The following is a 26,289-nucleotide window of genomic DNA, read 5'->3' on the forward strand; positions in this document are numbered from 1 at the left end:
ATCAAGTGATAGTGATTAACGTTTGAGGTGATAGGCTTTCTAGCGGGTAAAACTTTATACTTTCCTATTCTATCAACAAAAAAGCCAGAACGCTGATCTGCGCTCTGACTTTCTGCCTAGCTCACCCATATTGTCAGGATGACTATCTATTTAATTATTTTCCAGCTGACCAGTCAGTTCAATAATGCGATCGACCGATTGATCAAGATAATTGATTGTATCTTTCAGTGGTTTGTCTGTAGTAATATCGACTCCAGCAACAAGCGTCGCTTCAGCAGGTACTTTCTGTCCACCTAATGCCAGGAATTCCAGCCAGCCGTCAACAGACTCTTCGCCATTCTTAATTTTCAGGAACGCCTGCGTTGCAATAGTCAGTCCAGCTGAATAGGTATATGGATAAAGACCCATGTAGTAGTGGATCTGACGCATCCAAGTCAGTTCAGCACCTGGTTCCAGCTCAACCGCATCGCCCCAGAACTGTTCCAGGATGTCATGTTTAATCTCACTCAGCTTGTTCGCATCGAAACTCTTACCGGCATCAATCAGACGGTATACTTCACGCTGATAAGCCGCTTCAAGCAGATGCGTGACAAAGTTATGGAAATACGTACGTGAAATCATTTTGGACAAAACTGATCGTTCCATACGTGGGTCGTCAGTTTTGTTTTTCAGATAGTCTGTCAGCAACAGCTCATTGAATGTCGAGGGGCCCTCGATCAGATAAAGTGACGGACGTGCGCTTGTCAGTGGATTGTTCTCATTGGACAGAACACCCTGACCAGCGTGACCTAGTTCGTGGAACAAGGTGTAGGCATCAGTCAGTTGACCTGTCCATGTGACCATTACATACGGGTGCTTGCCATATGTTGTTGAACAGAATGCACCGGAACGCTTTCCGATATTCTGAGCAAAGTCCACCCAGCGTTCTGGATACGAACGCAGAATCATATCAACATACTCCTGACCTAGTGGTGCCAGAGCTTCCTTGACCAGATCTTTGGATTCATCGATAGTCACAGGCAGTGTATATTCCGGATCAAGATCGACTTTCAAGTCGGCATAAGTCATTTTGTCCAGTCCGTGAACTTCTTTCAGATGTGTAATGAACTTTCGCATCACTGGAGCAAAATCAGACATGATCGTATCAATCTGTCTGTGGTACAGGTCCTGATCGACTTCTTGGCTTTCCAGCAGGTAGTCAAAGATTGAGTCATAGCCGCGCATCACTGACAAGGTTTTTTCCTTTTGCAGATGGGTATAGTAAGCAGTCGCTACAACATTCTTGTAGCTGCCGAGGACCTGGTTGAACTTATCATAGGCTGCTCGACGAATCTCCGGATTTTCGTGGTACATATATACTTCTTCATATAGGACAAAGCTTAATGGGTATTCTTTTCCATCCACTTCAAATGTCCCGTAGTCTGCATCATTCGAACGCGCCTGTTCAAAGATCTCAGATGGTGCATTAAATACGGGTGACAGTTGAGCAAGAGCTTCTTCCACTTTCGGATCCAGTTTAGCACGCTTGGATTTCTTGATTTTACGGATAAATGTCTCGTAAGCTGCATCTTTTTCAACTACAGCATTCAACGTTGATTCGTCCAGATCTTCAAGCTGTGACTGGAAGAAACTCAGTCTGGCACTGACGCCAGCCAGAATATTCGAGACTCGACGCGTAACCTGCTGGGCCTCCCCATCGGAAATATCTACAGAGACAGGCAGATGTCCGTACTGACCTAAATGAGACGCAGTAGCCATCAGGCCTTCGTATTCTTTGATCGCCTCAACGACAGTGTCCGCACCATCCAGCTTGCCGTCATACTTAGATGCAAATGCAGCGACATCTTCAGGCAGCTGTTCTGCCGTCTGGTTAAATTCTTCTTCTGTTGCAAAAATAGCAGACAGGTCCCATTTTAACTCTTCTGCTACTTCAGAGCATTTAAGTAATTGTTCTGACATGTATGTGATCTCCCCTTCGTTATAAAGAAAAGCCAATAGAAGAAATATGACAAAGTGTCATGTTCTGTTCAAAAAATGAACACTTGATTAAAGTGTCTTCACTTTTTCTATTCACTTTCTTATTTTATTATAGCACCATTTACCAAATTTTAAAGAAAAAATCTCGTTTCCGAAGGACTTATTTAGATTAGAAAGAGACCGAAACGGGTTCGGTCTCTACATTTGATCAGTTCTTTTTCACTTTCCGAATGCATTGCATGACCCTAACGGATTAGACAAAAGAATCAGTCTGCGGACCATTCAGCTGACTATTCAGTCGTGGATGCTTATGTACGGTGAGGTTATCGCCCACTCAACTAGCTTTTTGCATCTGAGTGGGCGAAAATCCAGGTTTTAATGACTACTCAGCTTCGTTTTCCTTCTGGGTGGTCAAAAATTCTGATATTAGTGACCACTCAGCTTAGTTTTCCTTCTCAGTGGACAATAATTCCGCAATTAATGCCCACTCAACCGGCGTTTCTGCCTGAGTGGGCATTAATGGATAAATTTACTCGTACTTTTACTAATTTTCGTCGGATTGCCTTACAAAATCTGACTGAGAAACAGCTTGGTCCGCTCATGTTTCGGATGATCAAAGAACGCTTCCGGGTCAGCCATTTCGATGATTTCTCCCTTATCAAACAGGACTAGGCGGTCAGCTACCTGACGGGCAAATCCCATCTCGTGTGTGACCACGATCATGGTCATGCCGGATTCTGCCAGATTGCGCATGACGTCCAGCACTTCATTGACCATCTCCGGATCCAGTGCTGATGTCGGTTCATCAAAGAGCATAATCTTGGGCTGCATAGCCAGAGCTCTGGCTATGGCCACCCTCTGCTGCTGTCCACCAGAGAGCTGACCGGGAAATTTATCAGCCTGCTCCGGAATACCGACCCTTTCAAGAAGGTTTCGAGCAATCTCTTCAGCCTTTCCCTTCTTCCACTTTCTTACCCAGATCGGGGCCAGCGAAACATTCTTCAAAATCGTCATATGTGGAAATAGATTGAACTGCTGGAAGACCATTCCAGTTTCCTTACGAATCTCTTCAACGTGTTTAAGATCATCTGTCAGTTCAATGCCGTCGATTTCAATCGTTCCACTCTGAAATTCTTCCAGTGCATTCAATGTCCGGATAAACGTCGACTTACCGGAACCGGACGGCCCCAGAACGACGATGACTTCTCCCTGCCTGACTGTCAGATCGACGTCCTTAATGACGTGAAGATCGCCATACCATTTGTTCAGTTTCTCTACTTTTATGATGACTGGGCTGTCCTCAGTGACTGTCCCCAGTGTTTCAGTTCCAGCTGTTTCTGCCATAGCTATCCCTCTTTTCTCTATTTGAATGTCTTCTTACCTTTTGATCAGGTCTTTATCTGCTGCCTTTTGACAAGCTGCGTTCTAGATATCGGCTGACATAGGCCATCAGATAACAGAAAATGAAGTAGAATGCAGCAACGAATACGTAAAGCTCCAGATATCGTCCTAAATATTCCGGGTTATTTGAAATTCGTCTGGCTGTCCCTAAGAAATCAGCGAGTCCGATAATGGCCACCAGTGAAGTATCCTTTAAAATCGTAATGAACAAGCCTACCATTGCAGGAATGACAGCTTTCAGAGCCTGCGGCAGGATAATGAAGAAGGTCGTTTTCACCTTATTCAGTCCAAGTGCCTGGGCAGCTTCGAACTGTCCTGACGGAATCGACTGTAGTCCCCCGCGGACATCCTCTGCAAGATAAGCCGCCGCAAAGAACACATAAGCAATCATGGCCCGAGTCACATTATCCATTACTGTCTGTCCACCTAAAAACAGAGGGATCAGCAGCTGTCCGATAAACAGAACCATGATAAGCGGGATGCCCCGTATCAGTTCAATGTAAGCAATACAGACATATTTCACTGCCGGGAGACTGCTTCGACGACCAAGCGCCAGCAGGATCCCCAGAGGAAAACAGCCGATGATTGCTACTGATGCCAGAATGACGGTCAAAAGCCATCCACCCCAGTAACGACTCAAAACTGGATCAAGCAGGCCGCCGAAACCCATGATGAGCCCGATCGTTAGTGGGAAGTACAGGCCCCAGAGAACCAGCACAGGTATTTTAAGCCTGTCAACTTTACCACCCAGAACATATCCTCCTGCGATCAGTCCGATACATGCCGCTAAGTTTAAGGATGTATTAAGTGTCGTCCACGGAACAGCCGCAAAAGCCAGGTAGACTGCTCCAAAAGTGAAAGCCACTGCTTTTCCAGCTCCCCGCCATAAGCCCCAGGTCAGCCCGATCATAAGTGAGGCGTAGTATAAGCCGAACCACAGACGCCATAATTCCTCCAGCGGATACTGGCCGATCATCAGAAGTCTGAGGTGGATATAAACGACATCCCAGCTGTTTTCCAGAACAAAGCTTACGACCTGATACAAAACAAAGACAGTAAACAGACCGGTCAGCACGGTCAGCACAGTGTTTTTCTTATTGCCGAATAAATTTTTCCTTAACGCCTGTCCAAACGACTCATTTTTCTGCCTGTCGAGATGAGGGGAATCTGTCACCTCCAGACTGTTTGTCGGCTCACCTTTGTAATGAAGGTTATCATTGATCATCCTGCACCCCTACCTTTCGACCAACTGGAATTTTTTATTGAAGATATTCATGAACAGTGAAGTTGTCAGACTGAAAGACAGATAGACTGCAATCATAATAACTATCACTTCCAGCGTACGTCCTGACTGATTGATGACTGTGTTGCCGACACCGACAATTTCCTGATAGCCGACAGCCATCGCCAGGGATGAATTCTTGATCAGATTGAGGTACTGACTGGTCATCTGCGGAATGATGATCCGGATAGCCTGAGGAAAGATAACCAGTCTCATGGCTGTTGCGGATCTGAATCCCAGAGCTTTAGTTGCTTCAACTTGTCCTTTTGGTACGGCCTGTACGCCTCCGCGGACAATTTCAGCAATATACGTTGAAGTGAAAATAGTCAGGGCTACCAGTACCGATAGAAAAGGTGTGGATAGCGACAGGCCACCTGTTACGGCTGCTCCTGTGTGTGCAGGAATCGTCAGCTGTAGTGGGCCTTCACCCGTTACAAGGTACCCTGCTCCGCATAACAAGATGAACGCACCGAATGCTGATAGGAAAGGGTGAGTATTCTTTCCTTCCTCCACTTCTCTCTTCATCTGCCATTTGTATACCAATACAGACGCTCCTATGACAACCAGTAAAAGCAGTGCCCATATTGCGCTACCTTCATGAAGATCTGCCCACGGAATCACGGCTCCACGATTAGAAAGGTATAAAGGTCCTATACTCAAAGCCTCCTGGATTCTAGGGAGGGGAAGAAATACAGCAAAGTTCAGAACAAATAATTGAAGCAGCAGTGGTGTATTCCTGAATATATCAATATAAACAGAAGCTACCTTGCTCAGCAGCCAGTTATCTGACATTTTTGCAATCCCGACCAGTACCCCAATAATCGTTGCCAGAATGATACCGAAAAAGGATACTCTCAATGTACTGACGATTCCTACCATTATGGCTCTTACATAAGGATCGCTCGTACTGTATTCAATCATGGCTTCATTAATATTGAATCCGGCTCTTGCATTTAAAAAATCAAAGCCGAATGACATACCGATTCGCCTCAGACCCGTCATCGTATTCTGAATCAGAATCCAAAGCAGCAGACCAATGATGGCAAGGAAGATGATCTGCAGGATGACAGGTACGACCTTTCTGTTTCTCCAAATCGGTGTTTTTCTATTTTTCTCTGTTGGTGTCATGTTTTTCACTCCTTTGGACTCAAGTCCTGCAAACCGCTCACCAGTTACCATTTGAAAGAGGCCCGCTATTGTGCAGGTCAGCAGGCCTCTTGTCTTTCTCATGTCTTTTTACTTTTCTGTACTTTCTTATCTGTCACGTCACAACAAGTGTGATTTATCTAAACGGCATGGAGTAGTGCAGTCCGCCGTCCTGATACAATCCATTCATGCCTCGAGGTAAATCAAATTGTGTATCCGGTCCAAGGTGGCGATCATAAATTTCCCCATAGTTTCCTACTTGCAGGATAGCCTGATAAGCAAAGTCACTTTCCAGCCCCAGAAAGCCGCCTATATCGTCCTCTACACCTAAGAGACGTCTGATGTCAGGGTTGTCACTGTCAAGGAAATCATCTACATTATCCTGAGTGATCCCGAATTCCTCAGCCTGTATCAGTGCGAATACGATCCAGCTGACCACATCATTCCACTGGTCGTCCCCGTGCAGTACTGCTGGAGCCAGTGGTTCTTTAGACAGCGTATCTTCCAGGATGACATGTGCATCCGGATCATCCAGTACAGCAAAGGCTGATACAAGTCCTGAGCGGTCAGTTGTCCATGCATCAACAGCTCCGGATTCATATGCAGCAATAAGGGCATCTCGGTCATCAAAAGTCTGTGTCTCGTAGCTGACTCCCAAAGCTTCCATCTGATCCGCAAGGTTAAGTTCTGTTGTTGTGCCCGTCTCGACCCCAATGATCATTCCTTCCAGATCTTCCAATGAGGAGACGCCAGAATCAGCTCCCACCATCATGCCCTGCCCGTCATAGAACGTTACCGGAGCAAAGTTCAATCCGACTTCTGTATCTCGGCTTGCAGTCCAGGTCGTGTTTCTCAGAAGGACATCTACTTCACCAGTCTGAACAGCTGTAAATCTCTCCTGAGCAGAAAGCGGGCGATAATTGACCGCTTCAGCATCACCGAGCACGCCGGCAGCAATTGCTTTGGCAAAGTCGATATCAAATCCTGTGTAGTTTCCATCACTATCCACATACCCGAAACCGGGCAGCTGATCATTTACACCTGCATTCAGTTCTCCACGGTCCAGTACAGCTGAGAGTGTTTCACCGGAAGTGGCTGATGTATTATCCCCATCCACACCTTCTGCTTCGTCATTACCTCCTGCACAGGCTGTCAGGGTCAATAGTGCAGCTGCACTCAGTAAATATTTGCTATAATTCTTCATCTGGTATTCCTCCTATGCTCAAATAGTATTCAGAAACAAAGTGCGATGATTCCAGTCTTTTAACTTTATTAGCTGAGGTGAGGTTCATTTCCTAGCATTGCATATTACTTAGATTATTATATAGTGTGATAAATCTAAATGGAATAATTAAATTAAAAATTACTCGTTATTAATTAACCTAAAACTAACTTGATCCCGGTTCTCAAAAAACAGACGTTATATAAATTATAAGTTGTCTACGCTTTCACATTTGTGACGGGTTTGTCACATTTACTAACTTCATCAAATATATGTTACTAGTTATATTTGTGATTTCCCCATCCTTTTCTAGGCTATCGTTTAAAATCGAGTAGGAGGTAAATAATTAATTTATTTACCGTCCTCTCACACCACCGTACGTACGGTTCCGTATACGGCGGTTCAATATCTTAAGTAAGCAGACTCTGCCAGTTGGTTTAGTGAAACTAAACCCCACTGGTAGAGTCTTTTCGTTGTAAGTGCCCGATGAACCTCGGGCGTTTTGGATAATCGCCAATATTTCTTGCGTGAAAAACCAATACGTTTAGCACTATCTATATCTAGACCTAAACGTTCTAATCTGTTAATCTTGGTTCGTATCTTTTTCCATCGCTTAAGAACAAGTTGTCTGATTCTGTGATGTAGCCATTGTTCGACCTCGCGGACGAACGTCTTAATAAACCCTAAACCAAAGTAATTAATCCACCCTCGAGTGACTTCATTGATGTCCTTAGAAATCTCTTTGAAAGTTCCTGGACGGTTTCGTTTGGTTAAGCGTCTTAATTTGCCTATGAATTTCTTCTTGGCGGCTTTGGTAGGTCTGAATCGACAGACCCCATTCACTTTCATCATCAGACAACCCAAGAACTTTAAACGAAAGGGTGACCCCACTTCGCTTTTGTCTTGGTTGACCGTTAGTTTTAAGTCTTTTTCTATGAAGCGGGTGATACTGTTTAAGACCCGTTCACCCGCTCGTTTCGATTTAACAAAGATGACAAAGTCATCCGCAAAACGAACAAAGCGGTGCCCGCGTTTCTCCATTTCTTTATCCAGTTCATGCAAGTAAACATTACAGAGAAGGGGCGAGATAACGCCACCTTGAGGTGCGCCTGTTTCACTTTCTACGAATTCGCCAGACAGGTCTGTTACACCACTCCGTAAGAACTTGCGGATAATTCTCAGAATAAGTTTGTCCTGTATATATTGCTCTAAGTAGTACATGAGCTTGTCATGATTGAGGGTGTCAAAACACCGTTTCAAATCACAATCTACCACAACAGGATACCCTTCTTCATAATATTTGACGCTTTGTTTTAGAGCAGAATGATTGCTTTTTCCTTTTCGGAAACCATGGCTGTGGGGGGAGAAATTTGGGTCAATTATCGGTTCAATAATCTGCTTAATCGCTTGTTGTACCACTCGGTCACGTGCGACCGGGATGCCCAACTCTCTTTTTCCTCCATTAGCTTTAGGTATGTCTACCCGTTTAACGGATTGGGGTTTGTAGCTCCCATCAAGTAGTTTCCTTCTAATATGAGGGTAAAATTTTTCAATGTGAGCTTCTACTTCTTGTACAGTCATTCCGTCTACACCTGGGGCACCTTTATTTTGTCTTACTTTCTTGGCTGCCACCAGTAAATTTTCCTTGCTTACAACGAGACTCATAAGAGACTCACCATACTTATCGTTCTGTTCACCTAGGCGATTACTTTGCGCACCTACATATCCTTTCGCTTCCAGCTTATCTTTTTGTAGTCTGCCAACCGTTCGGTTGTTTTCTGCATTCGTCATAACGCCTAACCTCCTATCTGTTTAAGTATTAATATCGTTCGGTCCTTCGGTACATTTCCCCTACTACGACCTCGGCTGACTTCTCGCCATTCGTTGTTACTACTAAGCGCTGACGAGACCTCCCCGGGTAAGAACGACAACCTTCTGCTCATGTCACTGCTTCATTTACTCAATAGAATTCGGGCAGTATCGGACTTCACTTTGTTATGCAAGCTTATCCGTTCTATCAAGCCTTAGTATGAAGTTTCTGTTCGTCAGTGCAAGCATTTGCGTCCATCTTCCTTCAGATTCCGCCTCACGGCGGACACCCTTGACTTTCGCTAACAGTTCCTACTGCCAAGTCTGTAGTGGACTTTCACCACCAAGTTGTCGCCCATGCCGGGCGCACATACGAAAAACCTCACTAAGAGAATTCCTCTCTTAGTGAGGTTAAAAGTGCATTTATGTGGTCAGTCATTTATCTCTATATCAGTAGCCCGATTCGTAGCTGACTACATTTCTCGGCAAGTCCTCTCCCTTAAGGTAAGCGTCCAGGTTTTCTTCAAATACAGGGAACAAACTCTCGTCATAATCGTCAAGCGTCCCTGATATATGCGGCGTCAGCAGGACATCTTTCCGTCTGTAAATCGGGTGTTCTTCCGGCAGCGGCTCCTGATGAACGACATCTAAAGCTGCATATTCCAGAAACCCTTTATCCAGTGCCTCCAGCAGATCATCTGTGACTACAGTCTGACCGCGTCCGACATTGATGAAAATGGCTGTTTCTTTCATTTCTTTAAACAGGTGGAGATCGAATAAGTCCTTCGTCTGATCCGTCAGAGGTAAAATATTGACGACGACATCTGCCAGCGGTAAAGCTTTTTTCAAATCTTCCTGAGTTACCTGCTCATCCATATACTCGACCTTTTGCCCGCTTCGGTTGACTCCTATCGTATGCATCCCGAATGCTTTTGCCAGTTTCCCGGTCTGCTTGCCAATTTCTCCGGCACCAACGATCAGCATCGTCTTCTGATTCATTTCACGTGCCCTATCGACCTGGTCCCATTTTGACTGATTCTGCATCAGGATAGAATGGCCGATACCTCTCGTGTAACTCAGCAGCATCCCCATAATGGATTCTGCGATTGCATATTTATGTATGCCGCTCGCATTAGTCAACACTATGCCTTTATCTTTCAGTTTTTCCAGATCCATATAATCCACACCTGCAGATTCAAGCTGGATCCATTTGACATTCAGATCGTCACTGTCAAGAAGGCGGGCCCCTTCTTCCTTGTTCCATCCATAAACGATTTCGATATCTGAAGTAGATGAGACCTCATCAAGCGAAGACGCCACTGTGTAGTCTTCTGTCTTCTCTTTGAGTGCCTCGAGCTGCTTTTCTTTAAATGGTCTTAGACTAAGTATCACTTTTGTCACATCACTCACTCCCTCTCTGATAGTGTATAGATTCCTTTATGAAAACTCAACTATCAGTGATTATGGCAGAGAGGAATACTGTCCGGTGACCGTATCAAGTTTCTGAAGCTCATTAGTAGAGACATTGAACCGGTAGATGCCGATCATATTGGACCATGCAACCCCATCTTGTTCGACAGGTTCTCTGACTTCAATGTTGACCCAGTCCTGTTCTGCCTGGTTGACAAAATAAATGTATTTTTCAAAAGCCAGATTTTCATGAAGCATCAGCTGATCGAAAGCATAATTTTCTGCCTCTTCTTTTGTCCATTCATGCTCAACTTCGTCAGACTCTTCCTCAGCTTCTTCTTTCTGAGCGAACCAGACATCCAGCTCCTCATCGGATGCTTCTTCCATCGGTTGTCCGGTTGCATTGAAGTAGTCAGCAGAATACAAGGCAGACTGACGTTCTTCTTTATATCTGGACTCTTCACTCAGGGCTCCAGCAACTTGTGCGGCTTTCTCAGCCTGGATTCCTTTGATTTCATCAAGAAGACCTTCAGCTTCTTCACTTAATTCAGGATACTCCTCCAGATTATTTTCCATAAGAAGACTCAATGTCCCCGCTGCAGCATCCAGCTGGTCGGCTTCATATTCACGTCTAGCCTGATCAAGAAGACTCTGATAGTGCTCCAGGAACTCATCTGCTTCTTCTTCGGGTTCTTCTACGGACACTTCTCCATCATTTTCGGTATCTTCTTCAGGCTCTTCAATGGTCACTGCCACTTCTTCCTCCTGAACGGCTTCATTCTGCTGGCAGGCACTTAGTCCCAGTCCCATTACTGCTACAGCTAGGATCCAATGTTTATTGCTCATGTCTGTTTCCTCCTTTAATCTTCGATATTATGATAAGCGGCGTAGACCTCCCGCTTTTTCATTCCACGCAGTACAGCCACTTCCTTGATTGCCTCTTTACTCGAAAAGTTCTGTTCATCCATCACAGCCTCAACATGCTCTTTCAGGCTTAATGATTCCCAGCTTGCTTGCTCTACTTCCTGGGGATCACTGTTTCCTTCTGCAATCAGAACGAATTCTCCTCTGATTTGTTCGTTCTGAAGCCACTTTAGGACCTCTTCTGCGTTTCCGCGTACGAATTCTTCAAAACGCTTGGTCACTTCTCTTGCCAGAACGAGCTGACGTTCCTGACCAAATACAGCTACCATCTGCTCGACAACTTGTCTGACCCGATGCGGAGACTCGTAAAAGACCAGTGTATCGCTTCGTCTGTTCAATTCTTTGAGTGTCGACACAAGATCTTTTTTCTTCCTCGGCAGAAAACCATAGAAGTAAAAAGGTTGGGGGCTGATACCGGATGCAATCAGTGCTGTCAAAGCCGCATTGGGACCGGGTAATGGGATAACAGAAACCCCCTGCTTGATTGCTTCCTTCACTAATTCGACTCCAGGATCACTGATCGACGGCATACCTGCATCACTCACCTGCGCTATCGACTGGCCACTAAGCATCTTCTCAATCAGCTGTGGCGTCCGCTCATTAATATTATGCTCATGATAGCTGATCTGAGCTGTCTCAATTTCGAAATGATTCAGCAGTTTCTGGGTATTTCTTGTATCTTCCGAAGCAATCACATCTACTTCCTTAAGTATGCGAATGGCACGGAAAGTCATGTCCTCAAGGTTACCGATAGGGGTCGGCACTAAGTACAATCGTCCTGTATCCTGTTCTTCAAAGCTTTTCTGACTGATTTTCATGTAGCTGCCTCACCTCTTTCACTATACATTGTTTCTGTTCTTTGTAAGGTCTACTGACCCCGTTGCTGGCCAGATACTGGTCTTTCTGTCTGCGCGCAAGCTTCTTGAACGCGGCTTCCGCTTTTGTTGCCTCACTTCTTGAGCCATGTGCTTCAGCATAAATCATCTTCAGCGGGCGTCTTTTTTGGGGACGAGTATATTTTGCACCGATCCCTTCATTGTGTTCATTCAGCCGGCGGGTCAGATCTGTCGTGTATCCACCGTAAAGTGTCCCGTCCCTGCAATGGAGGACATAAAAATAGCTGGCTTTATTGTCTTTGTTATCGCTAGTCTTGCTCATTGCCGTAAATCATCCTTCTCACTTCCGGAAAATAGTTTCCCTCTTCGTCAAATACATATAATGGGGGAAGGATCTTCAATCCGTCTTCTTTGCCTTGTTTGATTCCTTCGATCAGCAGCATATTCGCTTCCCTGTCCGGCTTCGGATAAACGAAACGGATTCTCTTGGGAGCCAGATCCACTTCTCTCATCGCATCGAGAATGTCAAAGAACCGTTCCGGTCGGTGAACAAAATAGGCTTTTCCTTTTGTTTTAAGCAGGCCTGATGTGGCTTTCATCAGCTCTTGCACAGTCAGATGCAGCTCATGTCTCGCTATGGCCAGATGCTTGTTCGGATTCTTCCGGCTGCTGTCTGACACGGTGAAATAAGGTGGATTACATGTGATGATATCGATGGAATCCTTTTTAATGTGCTTATGCACTTTATTGACATCGGCGTGTATGATGTCGATCTGTTCTGTTAACCCATTCATTTCTACGCTTCGTCCGGCCATGTCCGCCAGTCTCTCCTGGATTTCTACAGCCTTGATACGACTTTTCGTCTGTCCGCTGAGCATAAGCGCAACAGCACCATTTCCAGAACAGAGATCCACTATCTCTGCCCGGTCATGGCCGGGCACTTTAGCAAAATGACCCAAAAGGACAGCATCCAGGGAAAATGAAAAGACAGACGGGCTTTGAATGATGTTCAGACCAAACTGCATCAGCTGATCGATCCGTTCATCTCCTTTTAGTTCAGTACTCACTGCATTCTTCCTTTATCATTTGATTAGTATCAGTATACCAAAATAAATATGAAGCTGTGTCGCAATTTCTAAAAAGATTCAGTGTCTGGTTTATTAATTTATGTATGTCGCCCGGCACCTTAGCTCAATTCAACTCGCTGATTCCCGGACAATTGACAAAAGCCACTCAAAAGTGAGTGGCTTTCTGGTCAAAAATAAATATTTGTAAAGCAAATCGCTGGTTATTTCTATTCATATCTATACTACTAAGTTTCTCATTTAAACGACATGATCCCTACCTCTATCATGTCCTTGCAGCCCCAAAGCTGCGCCAGTGCGAATAAACTTCATTAAAACGTGTTTATATAATACTTCATATCTACTTTCAACGTCCTTATAGTATACCACGTCTAACGAATAAATGGTAATCAGACGCTCACCGCTGTTTTTTAAGGAGAAAATCTACGTCCTTAGCTGAAACGATTCTACAACGCATTAGACATACTCCCCATTGTTCCACAAGACCACTTCTCCTCTGTTCAGAGACTGCTGTACATCGATGATGCGCTGATTCGAACTGCCTCTGAATGCCAGGTTGAGGTTCATCTTGTCCTGCTCAAAGCGGCCGTCCACAAGCACATCGATCAGGTCAAGGAGCCGACGCTTATCTTCTGTTCCCTTCATCAGTTCGTCCCAGGTATAGCCCGTCCACGACCAGATGTCCTTCGTCCATCCGAAGGTTTCACGCACCTGCTCACAAAGGGGGATCGTGACCCCAGTATTGAGGAATGGTTCTCCGCCAAGCAGGGTCAGTCCCTGGCAGTAGTCTGCACTGAGATCGGTTATGATTTGATTTTCCAGCTCTTCTGTATAGGGTGAACCGTAACTGAAATTCTGGGCCACTTTGTTGTAGCAGCCCTTGCATGCGAATGGACAGCCGCTTACGTAAATGCTGCACCTGACTCCTTCGCCATCCACGAAATTGTAGGGTTTGTAATCCGCAACATAATTCTTACTGAAACGTTCTGATGTCCATGAGATTGGATCTGCAGGCATATCAATCACTCCCTTTAATATGTTTCACACGTGAGGCAATTTCTTTGTGACGCCCTTCGACCATTGGACGCTTCTGTGGATTACCTAGATAGCCACACGTCCGCTTGACCACGTCACACGTTTCAGGATTCGTGTTTCCACAGCTTGGGCATTCAAATCCGTTTTCTGTTGGTTTGAAGTCCCCTTCGAAGTCACACTCATAACAATGGTCGATCGGTGTATTTGTTCCCAGATAACCGACCCGGTCATACGCATAGTCCCAGACTGCTTCAAGTGCTTTTGGATTCGTCTGAAGTTTAGGGTACTCACAGTAGTGGATAAAGCCACCGCCTGTGAACTGGGGATAATCTTTTTCAAAATCCAGCTTCTCAAACGGTGTCGGATTCTTCCGTACATCGTAATGGAAACTGTTTGTATAGTACCCTTTTTCTGTAATGTCCTTGATCAGTCCGAATTTTTCAGTATCCAGTTTGCAGAAACGGTCAGTCAGACTTTCACTCGGGGTCGAATAGACACTGACATGGATACCGCTCTCATTCCCCCACTCGTCTGCATGCTGTTTCAGTTCTTTCATTATAGACAAGGTAAACTGCTTGGCTTCTTCATCACTTTCCCATTCCGGGCCGAAGAATTGAGCAGCCGCTTCGTAAAGACCGATATAGCCTAAGGATATAGTTGCACGTTTGTTGAGGAAAAGTTGGGATACCTTGTCTTCCTTCGAGAGTCGCTTGCCGAAAGCGCCATGCATATATAAAATCGGTGCATTAGCCGGCTCCGCATCCATCACGCGTTCAGCTTTAAACATCAGCGCATCCTTTACCACCTGAAGACGTTCTTCCAGCAGTGCATTGAATTTGTCTTTGTTGCCTTTTGACTCTATCGCGATCCGCGGAATGTTCAACGTGACGACACCAAGATTCATTCGACCAGCTGCGACATCATTACCCTGTTCATCTTTCCATCCCTGAAGGAAGGACCGGCAGCCCATCGGTGTTTTGAAACTTCCTGTAATGTCGATCAGTTTATCATAGCTCAGCACATCCGGGTACATGCGTTTAGTTGAACACTCCAGCGCAAGCGTTTTGATATCGTAGTTGGGATCTTCTGTGTTCAAGTTCAACCCTCGTTTAAGAGTAAAAATCAGTTTAGGAAAAATAGCCGTTCTCTTTTCTTTTCCTAACCCGTTTATACGGACTTTGAGAATCGCTTTCTGTATTTCTCTTTCGATCCAGTTGGAGCCCAGCCCGAAGCCCAGGCTCGTAAAAGGGGTCTGACCCTGTGAAGTATAAAGCGTGTTGATTTCGTATTCCAGACTCTGCATCGCATCGTAAATGTCTTTCTTTGTCTTTTCTTCGGCAAAGGCCTGCTGTCTGTCCTCTCCCTCTATCCATTCGCTCGCTGTTTTCATATGCTTCTTGTAATTCAGCTCGGCATAAGGAGCCAGCACTTCATCTATCCGGTCGAAGCTGCAGCCCCCATACTGACTGGATGCCACATTGGCAATGATCTGAGCCGTCTGAGCTGCCGCGGTCTGAATAGATTTAGGTGATCCGACTTCTGCATTTCCGATCTGGAAACCTTCTTCAAACATATGCCTGAAATCGATCAGACAGCAGTTACTCATCGGTGCATAAGGGGTATAGTCCAGATCATGATAGTGCAGTTCACCTTTTTCATGCGCATTCGCCACATGAGGCGGCAGCATTTTCAGTCCAAGCGCCTTGCCTACGATTCCTGCCGTCAAGTCACGCTGAGTATTGAACACTTTGCTGTCTTTATTGGCATTTTCATTGACAATGGACTTTTCCTTCTGAAGCAGACTCTTGATCATTGCATTGACGTCTCGTCTCGTTTCACGTTCCTTTTCTTTTTCCTCGCGTCTTTGGATATACCCTTCTGCCAGGTCATCGTACTCATATGATTTCAGGATGTCCAGAACCATAAAGTCGATTTCTTTCGTATTCAGCTGTGTCAGATTCTTATAGAGAATCAGCTCCTCTACTTCATAGGCAATAGCTTTCAAGTCGTCTATACTGTAGTTCAGATCCAGCTGCTCCACGGCCTGAAACAAGGCTTCAGTTATTTTTTTTCGGCTGTACTTCTGCATGCGTCCGTCACGTTTTTGAACATCCTTCAGCCCATCATTGATAACTTTTTCGTTATGTTCCGCAATTTTCCTGTCGTTCCACTTCACTTTCTGCATCACTCCGCACCATCCTTCTTAAATTTTACCTTTTTAGTTTGAATTATTTTTCACAAATGAGTATAAAAAAATGATTGTGAATTTTATGTATCACATGTATAGAGTGCAGGCGCCTCTATAAAAAGGCGCCTTTTCTCTATTTGATCAGCTGAACCATTCAACATAATCATTATCTGACATCGATTCAACCATACCGACCAGATACCCGTTCCCTACTTGAGAGAAGAAGTCGTGGTTGCTTGTTCCAGTAGAAATTCCGTTCATGATGATCGGATCCACATCCTCCGCAGTGTCCGGGAACAATGGATCGAATCCCAGGTTCTGCAGCGCTTTGTTGGCATTATAGCGAAGGAATGTTCCGACACTTTCTGTCCATCCGATGGAGTCATACAGATAACTCGTGTACGCCATCTCATTTTCATACAACTTGAAAAGCAGATCGTAGGTCCAGTTTTTCATCTCTTCCTGTTCCGATTCAGTCAGCTGATTGAACCCGATCTGGAATTTATATCCAATATATGTCCCGTGAACCGATTCATCGCGCAGGATCAGCTTGATGATTTCAGCCACGTTAGTCAGCTTACTGTTTCCCAGATACCGAAGTGGTGCGTAAAAACCTGAATAAAACAGGAAAGACTCAAGGAATACACTGGCAACTTTTTTCTGAAGCTCCGTGCCTTCCTGATAAACCGCATTGATGATCTGAGCTTTTTTCTGAAGCATCGGATTGCTGTGCGTCCAGTCAAAGATGTCATCTATCTCTGATTTCGTATTAAGTGTACTGAATATGGCACTGTAGCTTTTGGCATGCATCGATTCCATGAATTCGATGTTGTTGTAGACTGCTTCTTCATGCTGCGTTCGGCTGTGCTTCTTCAGTGATTCGATTCCATCCTGAGACTGGAGTGTATCCAGAAGTGTCAGGCCTCCGAATACTTTGGCGATCATATCCTTTTCGTCAAGTGACAGCTTGTTCCAGTCACTTAAGTCGTTCGACAAGGGAATACGCGTATCGGTCCAGAACTGCTCGACCAGTTTTTCCCATGTCAGCTTGTCGATCATGTCTTCTATCCGATTCCAGTTGATCGCTTTATAGGTTTCAGTCACTTTAAACTCTCCTTCATTACAACTGACGACTGCTTTCGTCACTGTCATTCTGTTTGTAGCTTATATCGTACAGCTCTCACATGCATTTGCGCCGATTTCTTCCTCATCATCAGTAAATGTACGGATGTAGTAAATCGACTTGATTCCTTTCTTGTGTGCATAATGTCTAAGCAGTGTCAGATCACGTGTAGTCTGTTTGTTCGTTCTGCCTTCTTTCCACTCATAGAGACCTTCAGGAATCACTGAACGCATGAAGAGAGTCAGACTCATTCCCTGATCGACGTGCTTCTGTGCTGCAGCATAGATGTCGATCACTTTTCGCATATCCATATCATAGGCACTGACATAGTACGGCATGGTGTCATTCGATAGATATGGAGCAGGATAATAGGTTTTACCTGTCAGCTTTTCCTGACGCTCTTCTACCAGACGAGTGATCGGATGGATACTCGCTGAGGTTTCGTTGACATAGCTGATCGATCCAGTCGGTGCAACAGCCAATCGGTTCTGATGATACAGACCGTCTTTCTTCACGTCTTCTTTCAGCTGATCCCAGTCTTCTTTTGTCGGTACAGCAATGCCGCGTTCCTTGAAGATCTGTGCCACTTTATCATGTTCAAAAGTGAAAGATGATAAAGTATAGCGGTCAAAATAACTGCCGTCTGCATAAGACGATTTCTCAAAATTATGGAACACTTGACCGCGTTCAGCAGCCATCTTGTTGCTGGCCTTCAATGTATAGTAGTTTAAAAGCATGAAGTAGGCATCTGTAAATTCTACAGATTCCGGTGAGCCATAATGCATCTGGTTCAAAGCAAAGAACGTATGCAGACCCATTGCGCCCAGACCGATCGTATGGTACTTGTCGTTTCCGTTCTTGACTGTCGGCACCGCTTCGATGCTTGACTGATCCGTCACATAAGTCAGGGCACGTACCATCGTATCCACAGACATTTCGAAGTCCGGCGTATTCATCAGGTTGACGACATTTGTCGATCCCAGGTTACAGCTGATATCCGTCCCCATGATTTCATATTCCTGATTATCTTTAATAAGAGAAGGCTCCTGAATTTGAAGGATCTCACTGCACAGGTTACTCATCGTGATCGTGCCGTATACCGGGTTCTCTCTATTCGCCGTATCGATGTTGATGACGTAAGGATAGCCGGATTCCTGCTGAAGTTTGGAAATTTCATTTTCCAGTTCACGCGCATTGATTTTCGTTTTCTTGATTTCAGGGTTAGCGACCAGATTGTCGTATTCTTTTGAGATATCGATATACGCAAAAGGTTCACCGTATATACGTTCGACATCGTACGGACTGAACAAGTACATATCTCCATTATGAGCCGCCAGCTCATAGAATTTATCCGGAACGACGACACCAAGAGACAGTGTTTTTACACGCACTTTTTCATCAGCGTTTTCCTTTTTCGTTGACAGGAAACGTAGAATATCCGGGTGGAATACATTAAGATAAACTGCTCCTGCACCATTTCTCTGGCCTAGCTGATTCGAATAGCTGAAACTGTCTTCCAGAAGTTTCATAACCGGCAGCACACCACTTGAAGCATTTTCGATTTTCTTGATCGGATCCCCTGCTGCTCTTAAGTTCGTCAGGTTCACGCCCACTCCGCCTCCAATACGAGACAGCTGAAGCGCTGAGTTGATGACACGGCCAATGCTGTTCATATCATCTGTTGCTTGGATAAGGAAGCATGAGACTAGTTCCCCACGACGCTTTCTTCCAGCGTTAAGGAACGTCGGTGTAGCCGGCTGATAGCGCTGATGAATTATTTCATCGGCTATATGTCTGGCCAGGTCTTCGTTTCCGTCTGCTAAGTACAACGCATTGAATGCGATACGGTCTTCAAATCGCTCCAGATAACGTGTACCATCGTCAGTTTTCAGGGCATACTGAGTGTAGAATTTGTAAGCGCCCATGAATGAACGGAAACGGAACTCTTTCTGATATAGCTCTTCGAATAATTGCTCTATGAATGTTCTGCTGTATTTATTTATAAATCCTTCTTCTATAAAATCCTGTTCGATCAGAAAATCTATCTTTTCAGAAACCGACTCGAAAGGAACAGTATTGGGATTGACGTGCTCTTTAAAGTACGCACGTACAGCCTCCTGATCTTTATGGAGGGGAATCTGGTTATTTACCGGTCTGTTTATCTGGTTATTTAATTTAAAATATGTGATCTCATTTGTTTTATCTTTCACTGTGCTGTTCGAAGCCAAGATCTTTCACCGCTTTCTTCAATTTTCTTGCATCTTCATCTGTTCCCTGAAATTCGAACTGATGAAGCAGAGGAACCTGATACGCTTCAGCTATATCCTTAGCTGTAAATATAAATAGCTTGCCGAAGTTCAGATTTCCTCCGCCAGCTATTCCTTTGAATAAATCCTTATTTCTGCCCGTTTCTAAAAAATCATTCAGCAGATCACTGACTTCCCCGTCATAAGTCGGTGTGACAATGATAAAGGGCTCTTCCATGTCAATAAAAGGATTTGCTGGATCAAGCTCCAGCAAATCCATATTTAGTTTCTTCACAAATTTTCTGGTCTGTCCTGTCAGAGAAAAGTACACGACTTTCATTTTTTATGCCAGTCTGTTCAGCAGGTCCGGTCTGAATCCGTGGAACGCTTCAATGCCCTCGGCAATGACCACTGGAAGTGAACTGAATCCCAAGCTCTTCACTTCATCAACAGCCTTCTCATTCTCTTCGATGTCTTTGATCTGATAAGGAATCCCCTTGTCTTCCAGGAATTTTTTCGTGAAGTTGCACTGCATGCAATTCGGTTTTGAATAAACGACTACTGGTGTATTTTGCATTTTTATCTCCTCCATGGCACTTTTCCATCAAGTTTCGACACACTACATGTTGTGTGTCTTTTAATTTGAGTGATTTTTTTATTTTTCTACGATAACTTTATTTTACAGCAGTAAAATAAAAAATCAAGCCCAAAGCACTAGATATATTGTTTAATTTTAAACCTGACACAACATATAGTGTCTGAAACGAAAACACACTCCCGAGCTAAACGTACAAACGTACATTTGTCGGGAGTGTTAAATTGTTAAGAACTTAATTGTTTTTTTTAAACACTATATATTGTGGTTCTACTTTCTTTCACCATAGATTACTTCAAGACAAAATGCACATGGCTCATCGCCGTCTCTTCTCGATCCGTAAAACAAGTTACAGACATGGAAGCCGTCTTCATATATTTTTTCAAGATTTAAACGGGACTTAGTCATACCTGTGTCAGTAATCTGCTTTTCGAGTGATTGCTGTTTCATGATTTCTGCTAACCGATCTCGTAGGTGCTGATTCTCCATCCGTAAAACATGATTATCTTCGGTCAGATGAGATAACTCTTCTTTCATGTTTTTTATAATTTTCAAGGTGGCTTCTGCTTGAGATTCTAAATCAGAAAATGTATCGTGCAGTTCTTTTTTATTCATACGTCACCACTTCTTTGTTCTTTCATCGTCACCTGCTGATTGAAGCGAGTCGATTTCTCACATCTTTTTATAGCATACCATGATTAGAATAAAAAAGCCAAATGAACTGAGAGTCTTTTCATTTATCTTTTATTCCTGATGACATCAACAATCTGCAGCGAGCAGTCTTCAAAAACCCCCTGGGCAGCGACATTACTGTCCAGCATTTTCTTCCCGTTCAAAATGACTTCCATCATTTCAGCTATCGCCAATGGACGAAAACGCTGAGCTCCTGACTGGATAGTCTCCTTATACTTTTCGAATGCATAAACATGTGCTTCACTCACCTGGCTGTTCAGTATATCCTGAAGAAGAATCAGAACCAGATCCATGACCATCAGCTGATCTTTCTTCTCACGAGCAAGAGGCATCAGATCGGTATGCACATAAACAAAGGCCTGATCATCTTTCTTGGACATGAAACTGAACCATTTCCAGACTGCCTGTACTAATTGAAGCAATTCTTCTTTTTCAGCCAGTTCCTGGGCCTGATCGGCATCACTTGTCAGATGGATCAGCAAAGCTGCCTTTTCTTTTGAAATGCCACGCTCGACAAGAAGAGACAGTCGCTCTTCTTTAGGCAGCTGAGGAAAATGAATCAGCTGACAGCGAGACAGGATCGTGTCCAGCAGTCTGTGCTTTGCCGTGGTCAGAAGAAACAGGTAGATTTCTCCATCCGGTTCTTCCAGAAATTTAAGCAGGCTGTTTGCGGCCTGGATCGTCATTTTTTCTACATCTTCAACGATGACGACTTTCCGGCGGCTTTCCATTCCACTTTTTGTAAACTCTTCTTTCAGGCTTCTGACTTGTCCAATTTTAATTGACTGACCATCCGGTTCGATTTCAATAACATCCGGATGATAATGCGCTCTGATTCGTTGACACGTCTGGCAAGTCTGACAGGCTCCGCCATCGCTGCTGCTTTCCGGACAGTAAAGAGACTGCGTGACCCACATGGCCATGTCTTTTTTTCCAGTACCCGCTTTGCCTTCGAACAGATAGGCATGCTGCAGTGTCTTCTGATTAAGCAACTGAAGAAACAGCCGCTGAATGCTCGGCTGTTTGATTGTTTGAGTAGACATTATCTGTCCTCTCTCTCGATTAAAATTGCAGGAACTGGTCGATTGGCAGAACGAATAACGTCGCTCCTCCAACTTCAACGTCCACTGGATACGTCAGGTCTGATTCCAGAGTAAAATCATAAGACGGCGGGCTCATCATTGTCTGGCTGCGGGTTGAACAGTTCTCTTTGATCAGTTCAAGTACCTCGTCAACTTTCCGGTCCTCTACCCCTAACAGGAATGTTGTATTCCCTGATCTTAAAAACCCACCGGTGGAAGAGAGTTTTGTGGCTCTGATTCCGTTCTCCACAAATTCATCTGCCAGACGTTTGCTGTCCTGATTCTGTACAATTGCTACGATTAGTTTCATCGTGATCATCCTTTCTTATTTTCAATATGTGTCATTCAGTTTTGCTTTGATGACTGCCCAGGTATCTTCAAATACTTTTTCTTCTGCCTGAGATGCATCGATAATGGAAAACCGCTCGGGTTCCTGACTGATCAGCTGAGCGTATCCCGTTCTTACTTCTTCATGAAAAGTGACGGCTTCAAGCTCAAGGCGATCCTGAGAACGGTTGGATTTCTTGTCCCGTATGCGTGACAAGCCGACTTCCGCTTCGACATCAAGATAGATCGTCAGATCAGGTTTTAACCCTTCAATAGCGAAGGCATTAATGGCCTTGACTTCTTCTACACCAATTCCTCTAGCCTGCCCCTGATAAGCGATCGAACTATCGACAAAACGGTCACATAAGACGATGTCTCCTCTGCTCAATGCCGGTCTGATCTTTTCAACGACATGCTGTCGCCTTCCAGCAGCGAGAAGCAGCGCTTCAGTTCTGGCATCCATCTTAGTATGTACAGGATTGAGCAGGATTTCTCTGATCTCTTCGGCAATATCACTTCCACCAGGTTCCCTTGTCATTACTAAAGGACGGTCTGTTTCCTCCTGTATGGCCTTTTGAAGTCTTCTGACCAGGCTGCTTTTACCTGCTCCATCAGGCCCTTCAATAGTTATAAATAGTCCCTTCAAGCCTTCTTCCAACTTTCTAATCGATTTCAACTTATATTATACGTTAGATGAGGAGAGGTTGTCTATTCTTTCTATATCAAGTAAAAAATAAATAGGGTACAGTCACTGACCGCACCCTTCGTGTTATTAACTAAGATGATCCCCTCTAACCTGTCTGATACGCGCTTCTTTAAAGAGATAAAAATACTTGGCCTTTTGAAGTTTAAGCTGTACTTCCCATTCCGGATGGTCCTTGATCATCAGCTCTTCCAGTTGTTTGTCGGCTTCGTACAATTTTTTCTGCTTATTGATGAGTGCGATCAGTTTATCATCGTACGTATTCTTAAGCTGGTGTTTTTTTCTGAACAATCCCATACTATGATTCCCTACATTTCTCTTCTGCCTTCAACAGCTTTCAGCAGAGTAACTTCGTCGGCATATTCAATATCACTGCCAACCGATAAACCATGGGCCAGACGTGTGACTTTGATTCCTGCCGGCTTGATCAGTCTCGACAGATACATTGCCGTTGCCTCTCCTTCAGCTGTTGCATTGGTCGCAATGATAACTTCCTTGACTTCATCTTTCTGAAGACGTTTGATCAGGACAGGAATATTAATATCCTCCGGGCCAGTCCCTTCAATAGGAGAGAGCACGCCATGAAGGACATGATACAAGCCTTTGAATTCATGCATCTTCTCCATTGCTATCACGTCTTTTGCCTGCTCCACTACTAAGATGACAGACTGGTCCCGATTCTTGTCTTCGCAGATATCACATGGGTCATTCTGTGTCATGTTCCCACAGACCGAACAGTATGTTAGGTCACGTTTAACGCTGATCAGTGACTTGGCAAAACGGGTCACGTCATCTTCTTTCATATTCACCGTATAAAAAGCCAGGCGGGCAGCTGTTTTCTCCCCGATTCCTGGCAGTTTCATATAACTCTCCATCAATTGTGCTATCGGTTCTGGATAGTGCATAACCGTTTCCTTTCTACTGCGAAACGAATAGATCCATACTCGTCAGACAGTCCACAAACATTCCTCCGGATTATAATCCTGGGATTCCTAATCCTTTAGAGTACTTGCCCATTGTTTTTTCAGTTTCTTCATCGATTTTACCTAATGCATCGTTTACAGCTAAAAGAACGAGATCTTCAATGATTTCCACATCTTCAGGATCAACGATGTCTTCTTTGATTCTAACTTCCCGACATGTTTTGTCTCCTGTAAATTTGACTGTCACCAGGTCATCATTAGCTGATCCAGTAAACTCTGTTGCATTCAGAGCAGCCTGAGCCTGTTCCATTTCTTTCTGCATCTTCTGCATTTTCTTCATCATACCTTGCATATTTCCCATTCCACCGCGCATCGGCATTCATCCTCTCTTATTCTTTAATATTTACGATTTCTTCTCCGAAGAGACCGATCGCTTCACTCACGACGGGTTCTTCTTCCGGTTCTGACTGTTCTTCGCTGGAGACTTCTTCAGATTCCCCGGACTGATTTTTCATCTGCTGAATAAATGATTGACGGACTGCAGGCCATTGTTCACTCGGCACACTGCACATCCCGGCACGATGACCGATCACTTTTTCAAGATAGTCACCGACCGATTCCAGAAGGAAGGAATCATTTGAAGCCCTCTCACATAGAATATCATAATCAAAGGTGACAACCAACCCATTAGGACTGGCCGCAACTGGCTTGGAGGTCTTCATTATTGCTTTCTGACCTGCAGGCAGGAAATCGATCAGATCAGGCCAGACATCTTTCAGCTTGACCAGATCTCCTTTTGTCGCTTTTTCCAGCACTTTGAATACCTGTGTCTGATTCACCTTGAACGTCTGCTGTTTCCTGGATTTACGTGACTGGTTCGAGGCTTTTGGCGCAGCAGGTTTCTGCCCCCCCTGCTGCATCTGCTCGATCAGTGTCTGCATCTGCTGCATTTTCTTCTTCAATGCATCGATGTCTCCGTTGTCTGCTTTCATTTCCTGTACAGGACCAGCAGCCGGTCCACTCGCAGGTTTTGAAACAGGCTGGGTCAGTCGGACTGTCGCAACTTCAAGATAAACTTCCGCGTGACTGGACAGCCTCATTTCCTGATGGGTCTGATTCATGACCCGAATGATTTCGTAAATTTTTTCAGGATCGGCTTCTTCTGCGAGAGTCTTGAACTGGTCATCGACCTTACTCATTTTAAGCAGGACATCTTCCCCTGTCTTCTTATAAATCAGGATATCTCTACAGAAAAGGATCGTGTCATCGACCAGTCGGTTGGCATCTTTTCCTTCCTGAAGGATCGCATGAAGCAGGCTCAATCCCTTCTCCGTATCGTTGACTAAAGAAGCGGAGACGTAATCGCCCAGCAGCTCCTGAGTGATGCTGCCGGTGATTCGAAGCGTATCTTCTAAAGTGACCGACCCGCTTGAAAAGGACAAGGCCTGATCGAGTATGCTCAAAGCATCCCGCATACCCCCTTCCGCCGCCTTGGCGATAGCCAGAAGTGCATCTTCTTCGTAAGCCACGTCCTTTTCCTGCAGAATAAATGTCATCCGTCTGATAATATCCTGAGGGGAAATACGTCTGAAATCAAACCGTTGCGTCCTTGAAATGATCGTCAGCGGAATTTTGTGCGGTTCAGTTGTAGCTAAAATGAACACGACATTCGCAGGAGGCTCTTCGAGTGTCTTCAAAAGTGCATTGAATGCTCCCATTGACAGCATGTGAACCTCGTCAATAATATATACTTTATACTCAGCCTGCGTCGGCGCATAATTTGCCTTTTCCCTGATGTCTCTTATTTCTTCTACACCGTTATTACTGGCGGCATCTATCTCAATGACGTCATTCAAATTCCCTCGTGTGACCGATTCACAGATGTCACACTCATTACATGGCTCTCCATCTTGAGAATGAGGGCAGTTCATGGCTTTAGCAAAAATTTTGGCCGCACTGGTCTTTCCTGTTCCCCGAGGTCCGGAGAAAAGATAGGCGTGGCTGGTATTGCCCTGACTCAAGGCATTTTTAAGCGTTTTGGTGACAGCCTCCTGTCCAGCTACGTCTGAAAACCGCTGGGGACGCCAGACACGATATAAAGCTTGATAACTCATTGTCTCCCTCTTTTCTAGGTACTTGCTCTACTCTATTATAGGCCAAAATGAAGTGAATGTGAACTACCCACCACTTAAATCCTTTGGATTTTGAAGTGGGGCTTCCTACGAACTCCATTCTTATCTGCACAGACTTCATACAGACAGAGGAATCGGATAGGGGTAGGC

General features: G+C 44.6%; 25 protein-coding genes. All 25 read right to left on the reverse strand.

From position 1 onward, the window contains the following. Positions 1–150: 150 nt before the first annotated feature. The 25 genes from pepF to dnaX all read right to left on the reverse strand — a co-directional run bounded on the left by pepF (position 151) and on the right by dnaX (position 26,121). A complete protein-coding gene (gene pepF / locus ABFX15_RS01175) occupies positions 151–1,959 on the reverse strand; it encodes an oligoendopeptidase F (protein ID WP_346023731.1) in 1,809 nt (602 codons plus the stop codon). Positions 1,960–2,541: 582 nt separating this feature from the next. Next, positions 2,542–3,321: an amino acid ABC transporter ATP-binding protein gene (locus ABFX15_RS01180; protein ID WP_346023732.1), complete on the reverse strand. Its 780-nt coding sequence runs from the start codon at positions 3,319–3,321 to the stop codon at positions 2,542–2,544. Between the two features lie 52 nt (positions 3,322–3,373). Next, on the reverse strand, positions 3,374–4,603 hold the full coding sequence (locus ABFX15_RS01185) for an amino acid ABC transporter permease (RefSeq protein ID WP_346023733.1): 1,230 nt from the start codon (positions 4,601–4,603) through the stop codon (positions 3,374–3,376). A 9-nt stretch (positions 4,604–4,612) separates the two neighbouring features. Beyond that, positions 4,613–5,890 carry an amino acid ABC transporter permease gene (locus tag ABFX15_RS01190; protein WP_346023734.1) on the reverse strand — a complete coding sequence of 426 codons (1,278 nt, stop codon included), beginning with the start codon at positions 5,888–5,890 and terminating at the stop codon, positions 4,613–4,615. A 52-nt stretch (positions 5,891–5,942) separates the two neighbouring features. Beyond that, on the reverse strand, positions 5,943–7,010 hold the full coding sequence (locus tag ABFX15_RS01195) for an amino acid ABC transporter substrate-binding protein (RefSeq protein WP_346023735.1): 1,068 nt from the start codon (positions 7,008–7,010) through the stop codon (positions 5,943–5,945). Between the two features lie 420 nt (positions 7,011–7,430). After that, on the reverse strand, positions 7,431–8,819 hold the full coding sequence (gene ltrA / locus ABFX15_RS01200; RefSeq protein ID WP_346023736.1) for a group II intron reverse transcriptase/maturase: 1,389 nt from the start codon (positions 8,817–8,819) through the stop codon (positions 7,431–7,433). Between the two features lie 468 nt (positions 8,820–9,287). Then, complete coding sequence (locus ABFX15_RS01205) at positions 9,288–10,238, reverse strand: NAD(P)-dependent oxidoreductase (RefSeq protein ID WP_346023737.1); 951 nt, start codon at positions 10,236–10,238, stop codon at positions 9,288–9,290. Between the two features lie 60 nt (positions 10,239–10,298). Continuing rightward, the gene (locus ABFX15_RS01210) at positions 10,299–11,093 is read right to left on the reverse strand and encodes a hypothetical protein (RefSeq protein ID WP_346023738.1); all 795 of its coding nucleotides are present in this window, start codon (positions 11,091–11,093) and stop codon (positions 10,299–10,301) included. 14 nt (positions 11,094–11,107) lie between these two features. After that, on the reverse strand, positions 11,108–11,989 hold the full coding sequence (gene rsmI / locus ABFX15_RS01215) for a 16S rRNA (cytidine(1402)-2'-O)-methyltransferase (RefSeq protein WP_346023739.1): 882 nt from the start codon (positions 11,987–11,989) through the stop codon (positions 11,108–11,110). Further along, entirely contained in the window at positions 11,964–12,329 is a 366-nt protein-coding gene (locus ABFX15_RS01220; protein ID WP_346023740.1) for a GIY-YIG nuclease family protein, read from the reverse strand. Before ABFX15_RS01220 ends, rsmI begins: the two co-directional genes overlap by 26 nt. Next, a complete protein-coding gene (locus ABFX15_RS01225; RefSeq protein ID WP_346023741.1) occupies positions 12,316–13,074 on the reverse strand; it encodes a tRNA1(Val) (adenine(37)-N6)-methyltransferase in 759 nt (252 codons plus the stop codon). Before ABFX15_RS01225 ends, ABFX15_RS01220 begins: the two co-directional genes overlap by 14 nt. A gap of 474 nt (positions 13,075–13,548) precedes the next feature. Beyond that, positions 13,549–14,109, reverse strand: coding sequence for an anaerobic ribonucleoside-triphosphate reductase activating protein (gene nrdG, locus ABFX15_RS01230; protein WP_346023742.1), 561 nt, complete (start codon positions 14,107–14,109; stop codon positions 13,549–13,551). Between the two features lies 1 nt (position 14,110). Then, positions 14,111–16,312: an anaerobic ribonucleoside-triphosphate reductase gene (gene nrdD / locus ABFX15_RS01235; RefSeq protein WP_346023743.1), complete on the reverse strand. Its 2,202-nt coding sequence runs from the start codon at positions 16,310–16,312 to the stop codon at positions 14,111–14,113. A 144-nt stretch (positions 16,313–16,456) separates the two neighbouring features. Further along, positions 16,457–17,419, reverse strand: a complete 963-nt coding sequence (gene nrdF, locus ABFX15_RS01240) for a class 1b ribonucleoside-diphosphate reductase subunit beta (RefSeq protein WP_346023744.1) — start codon at positions 17,417–17,419, stop codon at positions 16,457–16,459. Between the two features lie 60 nt (positions 17,420–17,479). Then, positions 17,480–19,648 (reverse strand): class 1b ribonucleoside-diphosphate reductase subunit alpha, encoded by a 2,169-nt coding sequence (gene nrdE / locus ABFX15_RS01245; RefSeq protein ID WP_346023745.1) that lies wholly within the window; start codon positions 19,646–19,648, stop codon positions 17,480–17,482. Further along, on the reverse strand, positions 19,638–20,024 hold the full coding sequence (nrdI, locus tag ABFX15_RS01250; protein WP_346023746.1) for a class Ib ribonucleoside-diphosphate reductase assembly flavoprotein NrdI: 387 nt from the start codon (positions 20,022–20,024) through the stop codon (positions 19,638–19,640). The genes nrdE and nrdI overlap by 11 nt, the downstream gene beginning before the upstream one ends. A 3-nt stretch (positions 20,025–20,027) precedes the next feature. After that, positions 20,028–20,261, reverse strand: coding sequence for a glutaredoxin-like protein NrdH (gene nrdH / locus ABFX15_RS01255; RefSeq protein WP_091267404.1), 234 nt, complete (start codon positions 20,259–20,261; stop codon positions 20,028–20,030). A gap of 288 nt (positions 20,262–20,549) precedes the next feature. Continuing rightward, positions 20,550–20,894, reverse strand: a complete 345-nt coding sequence (locus ABFX15_RS01260) for a DNA replication initiation control protein YabA (protein WP_091267407.1) — start codon at positions 20,892–20,894, stop codon at positions 20,550–20,552. Positions 20,895–21,016: 122 nt separating this feature from the next. Then, positions 21,017–22,015, reverse strand: a complete 999-nt coding sequence (gene holB, locus ABFX15_RS01265) for a DNA polymerase III subunit delta' (RefSeq protein ID WP_346023747.1) — start codon at positions 22,013–22,015, stop codon at positions 21,017–21,019. Between the two features lie 19 nt (positions 22,016–22,034). Next, positions 22,035–22,364, reverse strand: a complete 330-nt coding sequence (locus tag ABFX15_RS01270; RefSeq protein WP_091482791.1) for a cyclic-di-AMP receptor — start codon at positions 22,362–22,364, stop codon at positions 22,035–22,037. Between the two features lie 21 nt (positions 22,365–22,385). Further along, positions 22,386–23,027: a dTMP kinase gene (gene tmk, locus ABFX15_RS01275; RefSeq protein WP_091267436.1), complete on the reverse strand. Its 642-nt coding sequence runs from the start codon at positions 23,025–23,027 to the stop codon at positions 22,386–22,388. A 126-nt stretch (positions 23,028–23,153) separates the two neighbouring features. Continuing rightward, positions 23,154–23,381 (reverse strand): YaaL family protein, encoded by a 228-nt coding sequence (locus ABFX15_RS01280; protein ID WP_346023748.1) that lies wholly within the window; start codon positions 23,379–23,381, stop codon positions 23,154–23,156. Positions 23,382–23,392: 11 nt separating this feature from the next. Further along, a complete protein-coding gene (recR, locus tag ABFX15_RS01285; RefSeq protein ID WP_091267420.1) occupies positions 23,393–23,989 on the reverse strand; it encodes a recombination mediator RecR in 597 nt (198 codons plus the stop codon). Positions 23,990–24,059: 70 nt separating this feature from the next. Further along, positions 24,060–24,380 carry a YbaB/EbfC family nucleoid-associated protein gene (locus ABFX15_RS01290; RefSeq protein WP_346023750.1) on the reverse strand — a complete coding sequence of 107 codons (321 nt, stop codon included), beginning with the start codon at positions 24,378–24,380 and terminating at the stop codon, positions 24,060–24,062. Positions 24,381–24,396: 16 nt separating this feature from the next. After that, a complete protein-coding gene (gene dnaX / locus ABFX15_RS01295; protein WP_346023749.1) occupies positions 24,397–26,121 on the reverse strand; it encodes a DNA polymerase III subunit gamma/tau in 1,725 nt (574 codons plus the stop codon). Positions 26,122–26,289 lie beyond the last annotated feature (168 nt).

Source organism: Alkalibacterium indicireducens, assembly GCF_039522005.1.
Classification (GTDB): domain Bacteria; phylum Bacillota; class Bacilli; order Lactobacillales; family Carnobacteriaceae_A; genus Alkalibacterium; species Alkalibacterium indicireducens.